6 protein-coding genes, 1 tRNA gene and 1 rRNA gene are annotated in these 14,831 nt (G+C 68.9%); 7 read left to right on the top strand and 1 reads right to left on the bottom strand.

The annotated features are described in order from the left end of the window. From rrf to ACFZDJ_RS43190, 3 genes are all read left to right on the top strand, one after another. Positions 1 to 91: ribosomal RNA gene (gene rrf / locus ACFZDJ_RS43200) — 5S ribosomal RNA — on the top strand; the annotation flags it as partial. Between the two features lie 114 nt (positions 92 to 205). Then, on the top strand, positions 206 to 868 hold the full coding sequence (locus ACFZDJ_RS43195) for a DegT/DnrJ/EryC1/StrS family aminotransferase (RefSeq protein WP_384915858.1): 663 nt from the start codon (positions 206 to 208) through the stop codon (positions 866 to 868). An 84-nt stretch (positions 869 to 952) separates the two neighbouring features. Continuing rightward, positions 953 to 1,028, top strand: a tRNA-Thr gene (locus tag ACFZDJ_RS43190). Positions 1,029 to 1,105: 77 nt separating this feature from the next. Here the strand turns inward: ACFZDJ_RS43190 and ACFZDJ_RS43185 are convergent. Then, positions 1,106 to 3,853, bottom strand: coding sequence for a SpoIIE family protein phosphatase (locus ACFZDJ_RS43185; RefSeq protein WP_390936497.1), 2,748 nt, complete (start codon positions 3,851 to 3,853; stop codon positions 1,106 to 1,108). Between the two features lie 422 nt (positions 3,854 to 4,275). On the opposite strand from ACFZDJ_RS43185, the gene ACFZDJ_RS43180 reads away from it, so the two are divergent. From ACFZDJ_RS43180 to ACFZDJ_RS43165, 4 genes are all read left to right on the top strand, one after another. After that, the gene (locus ACFZDJ_RS43180; RefSeq protein WP_390936495.1) at positions 4,276 to 9,771 is read left to right on the top strand and encodes a HAMP domain-containing protein; all 5,496 of its coding nucleotides are present in this window, start codon (positions 4,276 to 4,278) and stop codon (positions 9,769 to 9,771) included. 301 nt (positions 9,772 to 10,072) lie between these two features. Then, positions 10,073 to 10,756: a two-component system response regulator gene (locus tag ACFZDJ_RS43175; RefSeq protein ID WP_054228614.1), complete on the top strand. Its 684-nt coding sequence runs from the start codon at positions 10,073 to 10,075 to the stop codon at positions 10,754 to 10,756. A 124-nt stretch (positions 10,757 to 10,880) separates the two neighbouring features. Next, positions 10,881 to 13,619, top strand: a complete 2,739-nt coding sequence (locus ACFZDJ_RS43170) for a DNA translocase FtsK (RefSeq protein WP_390936492.1) — start codon at positions 10,881 to 10,883, stop codon at positions 13,617 to 13,619. Between the two features lie 313 nt (positions 13,620 to 13,932). Then, on the top strand, positions 13,933 to 14,787 hold the full coding sequence (locus ACFZDJ_RS43165; RefSeq protein ID WP_384915596.1) for a helix-turn-helix domain-containing protein: 855 nt from the start codon (positions 13,933 to 13,935) through the stop codon (positions 14,785 to 14,787). Positions 14,788 to 14,831: the final 44 nt, after the last annotated feature.

Raw genomic sequence — 14,831 nt, 5'->3', positions numbered from 1 at the left:
GCCCGGTTACATTCCGAACCCGGAAGCTAAGCCTCACAGCGCCGATGGTACTGCAGGGGGGACCCTGTGGGAGAGTAGGACGCCGCCGAACTCATATTAAAAGAGCTGGTCCCCGAACTTCGGTTCGGGGACCAGCTCTTTTTTGTTGTCCGACACTTTGCGTTCACTTTGCGCGACAAGCATCCGCGGCATGGGTACTGCTGCAATGCTCAGGGCCGCGGGCGTCAGAGTCGGCGACGAGGTCATCGTGCCGGCGTTCGGGAACGTCGAGGTCGCGGAGGCCGCGACCCAGGTCGGTGCGTCGGCCGTCTTCGCCGACATAGACCCGGTGACGTACTGCCTCGACGCTGGCGCTGTCGAGGCGGCCGTGACCCCGCGGTCGACCGCCATAGTCGTCGTACACCGCTTCGGTCGGTCGGCCGACATGATGCGGCTGCGGGACGTCGGACAGCGACATGGGCTCCTGGTGCTGGAACTGGGCGAGTCCGAGGCGCCGTACGACGAGATCGCGCAGCGCAGGGAGCGGGCCGCCTATCTCGACGGGCGGCTGAGCGGAGTGCGTACGCCGGACGGCGGCGACGGGCACACGTACCAGCAGTACGTCGTGCGCGTGCCCGGCAATGGCCGGCCGGACCGGGACGCCTTCGCGCGGGCCGTACGGGCCAAGGGAGTTGAGTGCCGGGTACCGGTGAAGACGCCTGTGCACCGGCTGCCCGGGTTCCGTCGGGACGTGCACCTTCCGGAGACGGAGCGGGCCGCCGACGAGACCCTCGCGCTGCCCGTGGACGCGTGGTTGACGAGGCGGGAGATGCAGCGGATCGTCTCCGCGTGCAATGCGCTCGGGGGATTGCTGCAGCCGGCCTTCTGATCCGGCGGGACTGGTTGGGAGCACGCTCCTGTTCGGGGTATGATCTATTTCGTTGCCGCGAGGGAAACCTCGAAAAGGTGACTGGCCCCCCTAGCTCAGTCGGCAGAGCGTCTCCATGGTAAGGAGAAGGTCAACGGTTCGATTCCGTTGGGGGGCTCCAGCAGAAAAGGCCTCCGCCCTGACGGGCGGGGGCCTTTCTCATGTCCCGGAGGCGGCTCCCCGGAGCCGGGCCCGGCCTCAGTCCCGCTGGAGGCCCGGCACCCGCATCGCCAGAATCGCCATGTCGTCGGACGGGGCGTCGGAGGCGAAGCGCTCGACTGCGCGCATGACGCGGGCGGCCACCGCTCCCGCCGTGAGGCCCGTGCACGTGGTGAGGACGTCCGTGAGGCCGTCGTCGCCCAACATGCGGGTGCCCTCGCGGCGTTCGGTGACGCCGTCCGTCACGCACAGCAGTACGTCGCCCGGGTCGAGGGTGATGGTCTGCTCGTACAGCTCCAGGTCCTCCATGACACCGAGGAGGGGCTGCGGTTCGGCGGCCGCCTCTACGGTGCCGTCCTGGCGCAGGCGGAGCGGGAGCGGGTGGCCCGCGCAGACCACCTTCAGCATGGCGCTGCCGTCCTCCTGGGGCCACAACTCGCCGTACAGCAGGGTCAGGAAGCGGCTGCGGGCGCCCTCGTCCAGGATCGCGGAGTTCAGGCGCTCCAGGACCGCAGGGCCGCCGAAGCCCTCGCGGGCCAGGAGGCGCAGGGCGTGCCGGGCGAGGCCCGTGACCGCCGCCGCCTCCGGGCCCGTGCCGCAGACGTCGCCGATGGCGAAGCCGTAGACGCCGTCACGGATCGGGAAGAGGTCGTAGAAGTCGCCGCCGACCTCGTTGCCCTCGCCGGCCGCGCGGTAGATGACCTCGACCTCGACGCCGTCGATGTGCGGGAGGTCGGGCGGCAGGAGGCTGCGCTGGAGGGACTGGCTGATGGCCGTGCGCTCCGAGTACAGGCGGGCGTTGTCGAGGGCCAGGGCGGCCCTGCGGGACAGGTCCTCCGCCAGTTCCAGGATTTCCTGGCGGAAGTGTTCGTCGGAGGGCTTGCCGAGCGTCAGCATGCCGATGACGCGGTTGCGGGCCACCAGGGGCAGGACGACGGTCTCGCCGCCCACCGCCGCGGCCGTCGCCAGGGTCGTACCGATGCCGGAGGTGACCGAGGCGGGCTCGCCGAGTCCCAGGCTGCGCATGGAGGTGCGCAGGGCCGCCTGGTGGGCCGCCTCGCCCGGGGCCGCCCAGACGCGGGCGCCGGGGGTGGGGACCGGGTCCGGTGGGGCGATCTTGGAGAGCAGGGCCTTGAGGCCGTCGATGCGTTCCTCGTCCTCGTGCAGGACGTACGAGAGGTACGGGTCCGAGGCCTGGTCGGCGATCGTGTAGACCGCGCACCAGGTGGCGAGGGTCGGGACCGTCATCTGCGCCATGAGGGCGAGGGTCTGGTCGCGGTCCAGGGTGCCGGCGAGGAGGTCTGAGGCCTCGACGAGGAAGCTGAGCGAGCCGCGGCGCAGGCGTTCCAGCTCGCCCAGGCGGGCCGATTCCACCGCGAGCGCGATGCGGTCGGCGGCGAACTGGAGGCGCAGGGCCTCCTCGTTGGAATAGCGGGAGGGTCCCTCGGCCGCGACCCCGAGGGAGCCGGTGAGGCGGCCCTCGACCTTCAGCGGGACCGTGACGACCGAGCGCATGCCGGTGCCGGCCAGCAGCGGTACGGCGCCGGGGACGACCGTCAGGTCCTCGTGGACGGCGGGCATACGGGCCGAGCCGTAGCGGCCGGGGCCCGCCTCGACGGGGACGCGGGCGAAGCGCTGGCGGGCGGAGGGCAGGCCCGTCGAGGCTCGTACCTCCAACTCCGTCTCGTCGTCGGTCGCAAGGAGCAGGAAGGCGGAGTCGCCGTCGAGCATGTCGCGGGCGCGCTCCACCGTGCGCTGGAGGAGGCCGTCCAGGTCGTCCGGGGCGGGGGAGCCGATGAAGACCTCGAAGGGGTCCGTGGCCTGGCCCTCGGAGCTGGTCGTCGTGTCGGTGGCCGACGCCCGCAACGGGGTCTGCAGGACGGCGCGTTCGTGGTCGCGTACGAGGAGGCAGACGGTGGAGGGTTCGCCGCCGGTGTCACGGACGCGGAGGTGGGAGGCGTAGACCGCGGTCACGCGGCCGCTCGCGCCCCGGAGCCCGTAACTGCCCTCCCAGCGTGAGAGTTGGAGGGCCTCGACGATGCCGGTGCTGGTGCCCGGCGTGTGGGGCCAGGCCGCGAGGTCGGTGAGGGGCTTGCCGATGACCTGTTCGGCGGAGTACCCGAAGAGGTCCTCCGCGTCCTCGTTCCAGGCCGAGATGGCGCCGACGCGGTCGATCTGGATCACCGCGACGCGGACGCGGCCGTCGGCGAGCGGAAGGAGGTCGGCGGGGAGTGCGGGGCCCGCTGTGCGGGTGCCGACCGGGCGATCGGGGAGGTCGAGGTGGAACCAGACCTGCTTGTGCGTGGGGGAGTAGTCGACGCCCCAGCGGCCGGCCAGGGCGGCGCACAACTGGAGTCCGCGCCCGCCCTCGCGGTCGGGGCTGCCCATGTTCACAGCCGTCGCCTGGAGTGGAATCTCACGTTCCGGGTAGCGGTCCGCCACCTCGATGCGTACGCCTCCGTCGCTGCGCAGACACAGGACATCCGCGGAGGTGCCCGCATGCACGACAGCGTTGGTGACGAGTTCGCTGGTCAGGACGACCGCGTCGTCGACGATGTCGGCGAAGCCCCAGCCTTGGAGGGTGTCACGGACGAAGGATCTGGCGGTCGCGACCGATCGCCCGACGGGATCGAAACTGGCGGCCGCGCGCGCGGTGATCACAGCACTCCTTGTCCGGTTGTCGGCGTGCGGGGCTCCGTGGCCGTCCCGCTCCTGCCGGGGCAGTGCCTGGTTCCCCGTCGGCCGAGGATCCTGGGGCTGTCCCCCAGGATGCAGTCCGGTGGTCATGGTGCGGTGCCCCTCCGATGCCTGCCCGCTCGTTCTTGTGCCACCGCCCAGGCCGGACAAACCGGTGTGGCTGGACAGCCGCTTGCAAGGTTACTTACCTTCGCCGTCCATGCGGATGCCGGTCACCAGTGTTTCCGTCGGGAGAGGGGCAGAGTTTCCGTTCGGACAGGTGCCTGTGTTTCCGTCCTGAGGAGACTGTGCCCGTCTCCGGGCGGTGTGCGGACGATGTGCGAAGCTGCCGAACTGTTATGGCCTGGTTCAGCCGGGGTGAAACACTGGGCAAGCTCCAGTGAGAAGGTCGGACAGGCCGAGTGCCTGCCGGTTCGCCGAGCAAGTAGTACCTGAGCACGAGCAGTAGCACCCGAGCAAGCAGTACCCGAGTACGCCGAGCAGTAATGGTCGACCCTTGCGGGAGGGACACAGTGGAGTCTGGCGCAGCGACGCGGGGCAGTAAGACGCGCGCAGAAGACGGACAGTCCCTGAACAACCGGCGCACACCACGCAATGGCACCACCGAGGTGGATACGGCTGCCCTGAACAGGCTGCTGACGGCCCTGGTGTCGATGCGGGACGGCAATTTCCGCAAGCGCCTCACGGTCTCCGGTGATGGCGTGATGTCGGAGATCGCGGCTGTCTTCAACGAGGTGGCGGACCGGAATCTGCATCTGACGGGTGAGCTGTCGCGGGTGCGGCGGGTGGTCGGGCGTGAGGGAAAGCTCACGGAACGGCTGGAGTCGGGCGCCTGTGAGGGTTCCTGGGGTGCCGCGATCGACGCGTCGAACGCGCTCGTCGACGACCTCGTGCGACCGGTCTCCGAGGTCGGCCGGGTGCTGTCCGCGGTGGCGGAGGGTGATCTGTCGCCGCGTATGGAGCTGCGGGCGCAGGCGGCGGACGGCAACGGGCATCCGCTGCGCGGGGAGTTCCTGAAGGTCGGACGGACGGTCAACAACCTGGTCGACCAGCTGTCGACGTTCACCGACGAGGTCACGCGGGTGGCCAGTGAGGTGGGCACCGAGGGCAAGCTGGGCGGGCAGGCCCGGGTGCGTGGGATGTCCGGTTCGTGGAAGGACCTCACGGATTCGGTCAACACCATGGCGTACCGGCTGACGGCTCAGGTACGTGACATCGCTCTCGTGACGACGGCGGTCGCGAAGGGCGACTTGTCCCGGAAGGTCACGGTTCATGTGGCCGGCGAGATGCTGGAGCTGAAGAACACCGTCAACACGATGGTGGACCAGCTGTCGTCGTTCTCCTCCGAGGTGACGCGTGTCGCCCGCGAGGTGGGCACCGAGGGCGAGCTCGGCGGCCAGGCGCAGGTGCCCGGTGTGGCCGGTGTGTGGAAGGACCTCACCGATTCGGTGAACCTGATGGCCGGCAACCTCACGGCGCAGGTGCGCGGGATCGCGCAGGTGACGACGGCGGTCGCGAGCGGTGACCTGTCGCAGAAGGTGACCGTCTCCGCGCGCGGCGAGGTCGCGCAGCTCGCCGAGACGATCAACCAGATGACCGAGACGCTGCGGACGTTCGCGGACGAGGTCACGCGTGTGGCCAACGAGGTCGGCGGCGAGGGGCGGCTCGGCGGTCAGGCGAACGTGCCGGGCGCGGCGGGGACGTGGAAGGACCTGACGGACTCCGTCAACACGGTGTTCCGGAATCTCACGACCCAGGTGCGGGACATCGCCGCGGTGACGACGGCGGTGGCCAACGGTGATCTGTCGCAGAAGGTCACCGTCGACGTGGCCGGCGAGATGCTGGAGCTGAAGAACACCGTCAACACGATGGTCGACCAGTTGTCGTCGTTCGGTGTCGAGGTCACGCGCGTGGCGCGCGAGGTCGGTGTCGAGGGTGAACTGGGCGGCCAGGCGCAGGTGCCGGGCGTGGCCGGTACGTGGAAGGACCTCACCGACTCCGTCAACACGGCGTTCCGGAACCTGACGGGTCAGGTCCGCAACATCGCGCAGGTGACGACGGCGGTCGCGAACGGTGACCTCTCTCAGAAGGTGACGGTCGACGTCTCCGGAGAGATGCTCCAGCTGAAGAACACCGTGAACACGATGGTGGACCAGCTGTCCTCGTTCGCCGACCAGGTGACGCGCATGGCCCGGGACGTGGGCACGGAGGGCCGCCTCGGCGGTCAGGCCCGTGTGGACGGCGTGTCCGGTACGTGGAAGGAACTCACCGACTCCGTCAACTTCATGGCGGGGAACCTGACCTCGCAGGTACGGCAGATCGCCCAGGTCACCACGGCGGTGGCGCGGGGTGACCTGTCGCAGAAGATCGACGTGGACGCGCGTGGCGAGATCCTGGAGCTGAAGAACACCATCAACACGATGGTCGACCAGCTCTCCGCCTTCGCGGACCAGGTGACGCGGGTGGCCCGTGAGGTGGGTACGGAGGGCCGTCTCGGCGGTCAGGCGCAGGTGCCCGGCGTCGCCGGTGTGTGGCGCGACCTGACGGACTCCGTGAACGGCATGGCCGGCAACCTCACCGCCCAGGTGCGCAACATCGCGCAGGTCGCGACCGCGGTGGCGCGCGGTGACCTGTCGCAGAAGATCGACGTGGACGCGCGTGGCGAGATCCTGGAGCTGAAGAACACCCTCAACACGATGGTGGATCAGCTCTCGAACTTCGCCGAGCAGGTCACGCGGGTGGCCCGCGAGGTGGGCACGGAGGGCATGCTCGGTGGTCAGGCCGAGGTGCAGGGTGTCTCCGGCACCTGGAAGGACCTCACGCAGTCCGTGAACTTCATGGCGAACAACCTGACCATCCAGGTCCGTAACATCGCCGAGGTCACGACGGCGGTCGCCATGGGCGACCTGTCGAAGAAGATCACCGTCGACGCCAAGGGCGAGATCCTCGAACTCGTCACCACCGTGAACACGATGGTGGATCAGCTGTCGTCCTTCGCCGAGCAGGTGACCCGGGTGGCCCGCGAGGTGGGTACCGAGGGCATCCTGGGCGGCCAGGCGCACGCGTCGGGCGTCACGGGCATCTGGAAGGACCTCACCGACAACGTCAACCTGATGGCCAACAACCTGACCATGCAGGTGCGCAACATCTCCCAGGTCGCCGCGGCCGTCGCCAACGGCGATCTGACCCGTACGGTGACGATCGAGGCGCGCGGCGAGGTCGCGCAGCTCGCCGACACCTTCAACACCATGGTGAAGACGCTGAGTTCGTTCGCCGACCAGGTCACCAAGGTGGCCCGCGAGGTGGGCACGGACGGCATCCTCGGCGGCCAGGCGCACGTCCCGGGTGTGGCCGGTACGTGGAAGGACCTCACCGAGTCCGTGAACGGGATGGCGTCCAACCTGACCGGTCAGGTGCGCAACATCGCGATGGTCACCACGGCCATCGCGAAGGGCGACCTCACCAAGAAGATCGACATCGACGCGCGCGGCGAGATCCTGGAGCTGAAGACCACCATCAACACGATGGTCGACCAGCTGTCGTCCTTCGCCGAGGAGGTCACCCGAGTCGCCCGCGAGGTGGGTACCGAGGGGCAACTGGGCGGCCAGGCACGCGTGCGTGACGTCGACGGCACCTGGCGCGACCTCACCGAGTCGGTGAACGAGATGGCCGGGAACCTGACCCGGCAGGTGCGTGCCATCGCGCGCGTGGCGACCGCGGTGACCCGCGGCGACCTGAACCTGAAGATCGACGTGGACGCCTCGGGCGAGATCCAGGAACTTCAGGACTACATCAACAAGATGATCGCCAACCTGCGCGACACCACCATCGCCAACAAGGAGCAGGACTGGCTCAAGGGCAACCTCGCCCGTATCTCCGCGCTGATGCAGGGGCGCCGCGACCTCGACGACGTGGCCTCGCTGATCATGAGTGAGCTGACGCCGGTGGTCTCCGCCCAGCACGGCGCGTTCTTCCTCTCCATGCCGTTGGTCGACGGCAAGGAGGCGGGCAATGACGAGGACGCGTACGAGCTGCGCATGCTCGGCTCGTACGGCTACTCGATGGGCTCCATGCCGACGTCGTTCCGGCCCGGTGAGGCGCTGATCGGGACGGCCGCGCAGGAGAAGCGCACGATCCTGGTGGAGAACGCGCCGAGCGGTTATCTCAAGATCTCGTCCGGGCTCGGCGAGGCGCCCCCGGCGCAGGTGATCGTGCTTCCGGTGCTCTTCGAGGGGACCGTGCTGGGTGTGATCGAGCTGGCGTCCTTCACGCCGTTCACGCAGATCCAGAAGGACTTCCTGAACCAGATCGCCGAGATGATCGCGACGAGCGTCAACACCATCTCCGTCAACACCAAGACGGAGGTGCTGCTCAAGCAGTCGCAGGAGCTGACCGAGCAACTCCAAGAGCGGTCGGCGGAGTTGGAGAACCGGCAGAAGGCCCTCCAGGACTCCAACGCCCAGCTGGAGGAGAAAGCCGAACAGCTCGCTCAGCAGAACCGCGACATCGAGGTCAAGAACACCGAGATCGAGGAGGCGCGACAGGTCCTGGAGGAGCGTGCCGAGCAGCTCGCGGTCTCCATGCGCTACAAGAGCGAGTTCCTGGCGAACATGTCGCACGAGCTGCGGACGCCGCTCAACTCCCTGCTGATCCTCGCGAAGTTGCTCGCCGACAACGCCGAGTCGAACCTGACTCCCAAGCAGGTCGAGTTCGCGGAAACGATCCACGGAGCGGGTTCCGACCTGCTCCAGCTGATCAACGACATCCTCGATCTGTCGAAGGTCGAGGCGGGCAAGATGGACGTGTCGCCGACCCGCATCGCGCTGGTCCAACTCGTCGACTACGTAGAGGCCACTTTCCGTCCGCTGACCGCGGAGAAGGGCCTCGACTTCTCCGTCCGGGTGTCGCCGGAACTGCCCGCTACGCTGCACACCGACGAGCAGCGCCTCCTCCAGGTGCTGCGCAACCTGCTCTCCAACGCGGTGAAGTTCACCGACTCCGGAGCGGTCGAATTGGTGATCCGGCCCGCCGGCGCGGATGTCCCGGTGGCGATCCGGGAGCAGCTTCTGGAGGCGGGTTCGCTGCGGGACGCGGACGCCGGTCTGATCGCGTTCTCGGTGACCGACACCGGCATCGGGATCGCCGCCAGCAAGATGCGGGTGATTTTCGAGGCCTTCAAGCAGGCGGACGGCACGACGAGCAGGAAGTACGGCGGTACGGGTCTGGGGCTGTCCATCTCGCGGGAGATCGCGCGTCTGCTGGGCGGTGAGATCCACGCCCAGAGTGAGCCGGGACGCGGTTCGACGTTCACGCTGTATTTGCCGCTGCACCCGAGCGAACTGCCCCCGCAGGGCTACGGGCAGCTCGTGCCCGCCCTGGAGGCCGGGGAGCTGCTCGCCTCGGAGGCGGAGCTGTCCGGGGCCGGCATCGAGACGCCGGCCGAGGTGAAGTCGTACCAGGAGACGCAGAACGGGCCCGCCGCGCTCTTCAGGCGGCGCCGCAGGGCGCTGCCCGCGACCGAGCAGCGCCCGGGGCTGCCGGGGCCGAACGGGGCCGCGGGTGCCTCTCAGGAGCAGTGGGCGGCCGGCGGCCAGCCGGAGGCGGCGGCGCAGCCGCGCCGAGGCATCCGGTTCGAGGGCGAGAAGGTGCTGATCGTCGACGACGACATCCGCAATGTGTTCGCGCTCACCAGCGTCCTGGAGCAGCACGGCCTGTCGGTGCTGTACGCCGAGAACGGCCGTGAGGGCATCGAGGTGCTGGAGCAGCACGACGACGTGACGGTCGTCCTGATGGACATCATGATGCCCGAGATGGACGGCTACGCCACGACGACGGCGATTCGCCGGATGCCGCAGTTCGCCGGGCTGCCGATCATCGCGCTCACGGCGAAGGCGATGAAGGGCGACCGGGAGAAGGCCATCGAGTCCGGCGCGTCCGACTACGTCACCAAGCCGGTCGATCCCGACCATCTGCTCTCCGTGATGGAGCAGTGGATGCGCGAGGAGTGAGCGGGATGGGTGTCGCCGGGTGGTGTCGGCGACCGGGAAGCCCGGCTGTGCGCGCCGAGTCGGCGGCGCGGGGCGCCCGACGTCGTATAACTGACGGTGGCCGAAGCCGTGTAGAAGCGCGGGATTCGGGGAACCTTCTGGTCTCCCGCTACGTTTCTGCTACGTGCACAGTGACATCGCGGTGACAGGGTGTGGCGACAGGCGGGGTGCGGCTACCATGACCGGCACAAGGACGGGCGACGCAAGGGAGTCGTCCCCTGGGGCGGCGCCCGGTGCACTGCCGGGGCGAGGAGGGCGGGCCATGGTGCAGAAGGCCAAGATCCTTCTGGTCGATGACCGGCCGGAGAATCTGCTGGCGCTGGAGGCGATCCTCTCCGCGCTCGATCAGACACTGGTACGGGCATCGTCCGGAGAGGAAGCGCTCAAAGCGCTACTGACCGACGACTTCGCGGTCATTCTGCTGGACGTCCAGATGCCTGGAATGGACGGTTTCGAAACCGCGGCGCACATCAAGCGGCGGGAGCGGACTCGGGACATCCCGATCATCTTTCTCACGGCGATCAACCACGGCCCGCACCACACTTTCCGGGGGTACGCGGCGGGTGCGGTGGACTACATCTCCAAGCCGTTCGATCCATGGGTGCTGCGCGCGAAGGTCTCGGTCTTCGTCGAGCTCTACATGAAGAACTGCCAACTGCGCGAGCAGGCGGCGCTGCTGCGGCTCCAGCTGGAGGGTGGCGGCAAGACGGCGCTGGGCTCGGCCAAGGAGCCGGCCGGTCTCCTCGCCGAACTCTCCGCGCGGCTCGCGGCCGTTGAGGAGCAGGCCGAGGCGCTGTCCAAACAGCTCGACGACGACTCGGCGGACGCGGCGGCGGTGGCGACCGCGGCCCATCTCGAACGCAAACTCACGGGACTGCGCCGGGCGCTGGACGCGTTGGAGCCGGGCACGGGAAGCGGCGCACCGTCGGTGCCGTCGCAGAACTGATCCTCGAGGAGTCCGTCGTTCGCGGTGAGCGCGCGTCAGTTCTGGTCCCTGGTACAGGCGACACGAACGGGTGAAGCAGTAGGCACACGTGTCCGCTGTCGTCTCCACCGGTAACCTCACACTCATGGCCTCACGTCAGTCCGCAGCCAAGAAGCCGCCCGCGAAGAAGGCGGCCGCTCCGACGAAGGCTCCGGCGAAGAAGGCCCCCGCGAAAAAGGCAGCCGCCAAGAAGGCGCCCGCCAAGAAGGTCGCGGCGAAGAAGGCCCCACCCGCGCCGGCGCCCAACCCCACCGGGGGCGTGTACAAGCTCGTACGCGCCGTGTGGCTGGGTCTCGCGCACGCCGTCGGCGCGATGTTCCGCGGCATAGGACGGGGTGCGAAAGGGCTCGACCCGGCGCACCGCAAGGACGGACTCGCGCTGCTGCTGATCGCGATCGCGCTGATCGTCGCGGCGGGCACGTGGTCCAACCTGCACGGGCCGGTCGGCGACCTCGTCGAGATGCTGGTGACGGGTGCCTTCGGCCGCCTCGACCTGCTGGTGCCGATACTGCTCGCGGTCATCGCCGCCCGCTTCATCCTGCATCCCGAGAAGCCGGAGGCCAACGGGCGCATCGTGATCGGCCTGTCCGCGCTCGTCATCGGCGTGCTCGGCCAGGTCCACATCGCCTGCGGGGCGCCCGCGCGCAGCGACGGCATGCAGGCGATAAGGGACGCCGGCGGGCTCATCGGCTGGGGGGCGTCGACGCCGCTGACGTACATGATGGGCGACGTCCTCGCGGTGCCGCTGCTCGTGCTGCTCACGATCTTCGGCCTGCTGGTCGTCACGGCGACCCCCGTCAACGCGATCCCGCAGCGGCTGCGGCTGCTCGGGCAGAAGCTGGGCGTCGTCCAGGCCGACCCCGACGAGGACGCCTTCGGCGAGGACGACGAGCGCTACGACGAGCAGTGGCGTGAGGCGCTTCCCGCCCGCTCCCGGCGGCGTTCACGCGCTCCTGAGGGATACGACGCGGAGAGCGCCGAGGAGGAGGCGCTCACCAAGCGCCGCGGCCGTCCTCGGCGGCCCGGTGTGCAGCAGCCCGACCTGAACCGGCCCATGGACGCGGTGGACGTCGCCGCGGCTGCCGCGGCCGCGCTCGACGGCGCCGTGCTGCACGGGATGCCGCCCTCCCCGCTGGTCGCCGATCTGACGCAGGGCGTCACGGCGGAGCGTGACGGCTACGAGGAGACGACTCCGGTGCCGGCCGCGCGCGCCAAGGTCGTCCCGGGCGCCAAGCGGCCCAAGCAGGAGGCCCTGGCCGTCGAGTCCGTCGTGCCCGACCTCACCAAGTCCGCGCCCGACGCGCCCCGTGACCTGCCCCCGCGTGCCGAGCAGCTCCAGCTGTCCGGCGACATCACCTACTCCTTGCCGTCGCTCGACCTTCTGGAGCGCGGCGGGCCCGGCAAGACGCGCAGCGCCGCCAATGACGCCGTGGTCGCCTCGCTCCAGAACGTCTTCATGGAGTTCAAGGTCGACGCCGCAGTCACCGGCTTCACGCGTGGTCCGACGGTCACGCGCTACGAGGTCGAGCTCGGCCCCGCCGTGAAGGTCGAGCGGATCACGGCGCTCACCAAGAACATCGCGTACGCCGTGGCCAGCCCCGACGTGCGGATCATCAGTCCGATCCCCGGCAAGTCGGCGGTCGGCATCGAAATCCCCAACACCGACCGCGAGATGGTCAACCTCGGCGACGTGCTGCGCCTCGCGGACGCGGCCGAGGACGACCACCCGATGCTGGTCGCGCTCGGCAAGGACGTCGAGGGCGGCTATGTGATGGCCAACCTGGCGAAGATGCCGCACATGCTCGTCGCCGGAGCCACCGGTTCCGGTAAATCCTCGTGCATCAACTGCCTGATCACGTCCGTCATGGTCCGGGCGACCCCCGAGGACGTCCGGATGGTCCTCGTCGACCCCAAGCGGGTCGAGCTGACCGCGTACGAGGGCATCCCGCACCTGATCACGCCGATCATCACCAACCCGAAGCGGGCCGCCGAGGCGCTGCAGTGGGTCGTACGGGAGATGGATCTGCGCTACGACGACCTCGCGGCGTTCGGCTACCGGCACATCGACGACTTCAACGAGGCCATCAGGAACGGCAAGGTGAAGCTGCCCGAGGGCAGTGAGCGCGAGCTGACGCCGTACCCGTATCTGCTGGTGATCGTCGACGAGCTCGCCGACCTGATGATGGTCGCCCCGCGCGATGTCGAGGACGCGATCGTGCGCATCACGCAGCTCGCGCGTGCGGCCGGCATCCACCTGGTGCTCGCCACCCAGCGGCCGTCCGTGGACGTCGTCACCGGTCTGATCAAGGCGAACGTGCCGTCCCGGCTCGCTTTCGCCACGTCGTCGCTGGCGGACTCGCGCGTCATCCTCGACCAGCCGGGTGCCGAGAAGCTGATCGGCAAGGGCGACGGGCTCTTCCTGCCGATGGGGGCCAACAAGCCCACCCGTATGCAGGGCGCCTTCGTCACCGAGGACGAGGTCGCGGCCATCGTGCAGCACTGCAAGGACCAGATGGCGCCGGTCTTCCGGGACGACGTCACCGTGGGCACCAAGCAGAAGAAGGAGATCGACGAGGACATCGGCGACGACCTCGACCTGCTGTGCGCCGCCGCCGAACTGGTCGTCACCTCGCAGTTCGGGTCCACCTCGATGCTCCAGCGCAAGCTGCGGGTCGGCTTCGCCAAGGCCGGGCGGCTGATGGACCTCATGGAGTCCCGCGGCATCGTCGGGCCCAGCGAGGGTTCCAAGGCGCGTGACGTTCTCGTGAAGGCCGACGAGCTGGATGGAGTGCTCGCCGTGATTCGTGGGGAAGCTGAAGCGTAGAGCTTTTGGCGGAGGAAAACGGGACAGGTCGGTCACCGTACGGGTGAGATCTCGACGGCTCGGTCATGGCGCGGACGGTTCGCTCCGTGACACGGGGATATTCGAACGTGACTTACCCGTAAGGGAAAGACGGGCAACCGTTTCCCTTCGTCGTACGTCAAGTTGAGCGAGAGGACAGGTCCCTGTCCCAGCATCAGGATGACCGGCCATTCTGATGGCGTACAAAGTCCCACCGCCCGGTTGCCCCACCCTTTCGTACCCCCCCTAAACTGAACCTCCAGCACAGGTGGCTACACGCTCGAAAGGCGCCCCCGTGTCCATCGGCAACTTCCCTGACGGCAACTCCCCAGAAGACGAGCGCCCGTTCGAAGAGCACCGCGAAGAAGGCCTCTCGGTCGGTCGTGCCCTGCGGCAGGCCCGCATCGAGGCAGGACTGACCGTTGACGACGTCAGCAACGCCACCCGGGTCCGTATCGCCATCGTGCACTCGATCGAGCAGGACGACTTCGCCCCCTGCGGCGGTGACGTGTACGCGCGCGGTCACATCCGGACGCTGGCCCGGGCCGTGCGCCTCGATCCGGACCCGCTGCTCGCCCGCTACGACGCCGAACACGGCGGGCGACCCGCGCCGACCCCCGCCGCCCCGCTGTTCGAGGCGGAACGAATCCGCCCCGAGCGCCGCGGGCCGAACTGGACCGCCGCCATGGTCGCGGCGATCGTCGCCGTGATCGGCTTCGTCGGCTTCACCGTGGTCAAGGGCAGCGGTGGGAGCGACGCGAAGTCGTCGGTCGCCGAGGGCTCCACACCGACCGCCAGTGCGTCCAGCACCTCGGCCAGCCCCAAGATCAGCAAGCCCGCCGACCCGAAGCCCGAGCCCTCCGACAGCGCCATCGCGGCGGCCCCGCAGGACAAGGTGACCGTCCAGGTGAGCGCCCCGGACGGGCGCAGCTGGATCTCCGCCAAGGACCACAACGGCCGGCTCCTCTTCGACGGTCTGCTCAAGCAGGGCGAGTCCAAGACCTTCCAGGACAAGACGAAGATCGACCTGGTCCTCGGCGACGCGGGCGCCATCAAGCTGTACGTGAACGGCAAGAAGATCGACGACCAGTTCCAGCCCGGCCAGGTCGAGCGACTGACGTACACGAAGGGCGACCCCGTCGTCGGATGACTTCGGACGGCCGTGAGGGGCGCACAACGGGCTCACGAAGCGGG

It is taken from the genome of Streptomyces sp. NPDC007896 (assembly GCF_042959425.1).
Classification (GTDB): Bacteria; Actinomycetota; Actinomycetes; order Streptomycetales; family Streptomycetaceae; genus Streptomyces.
Note: the sequence above shows the minus strand (reverse complement) of the source record. Positions and strands in the feature narration are given on the sequence as shown.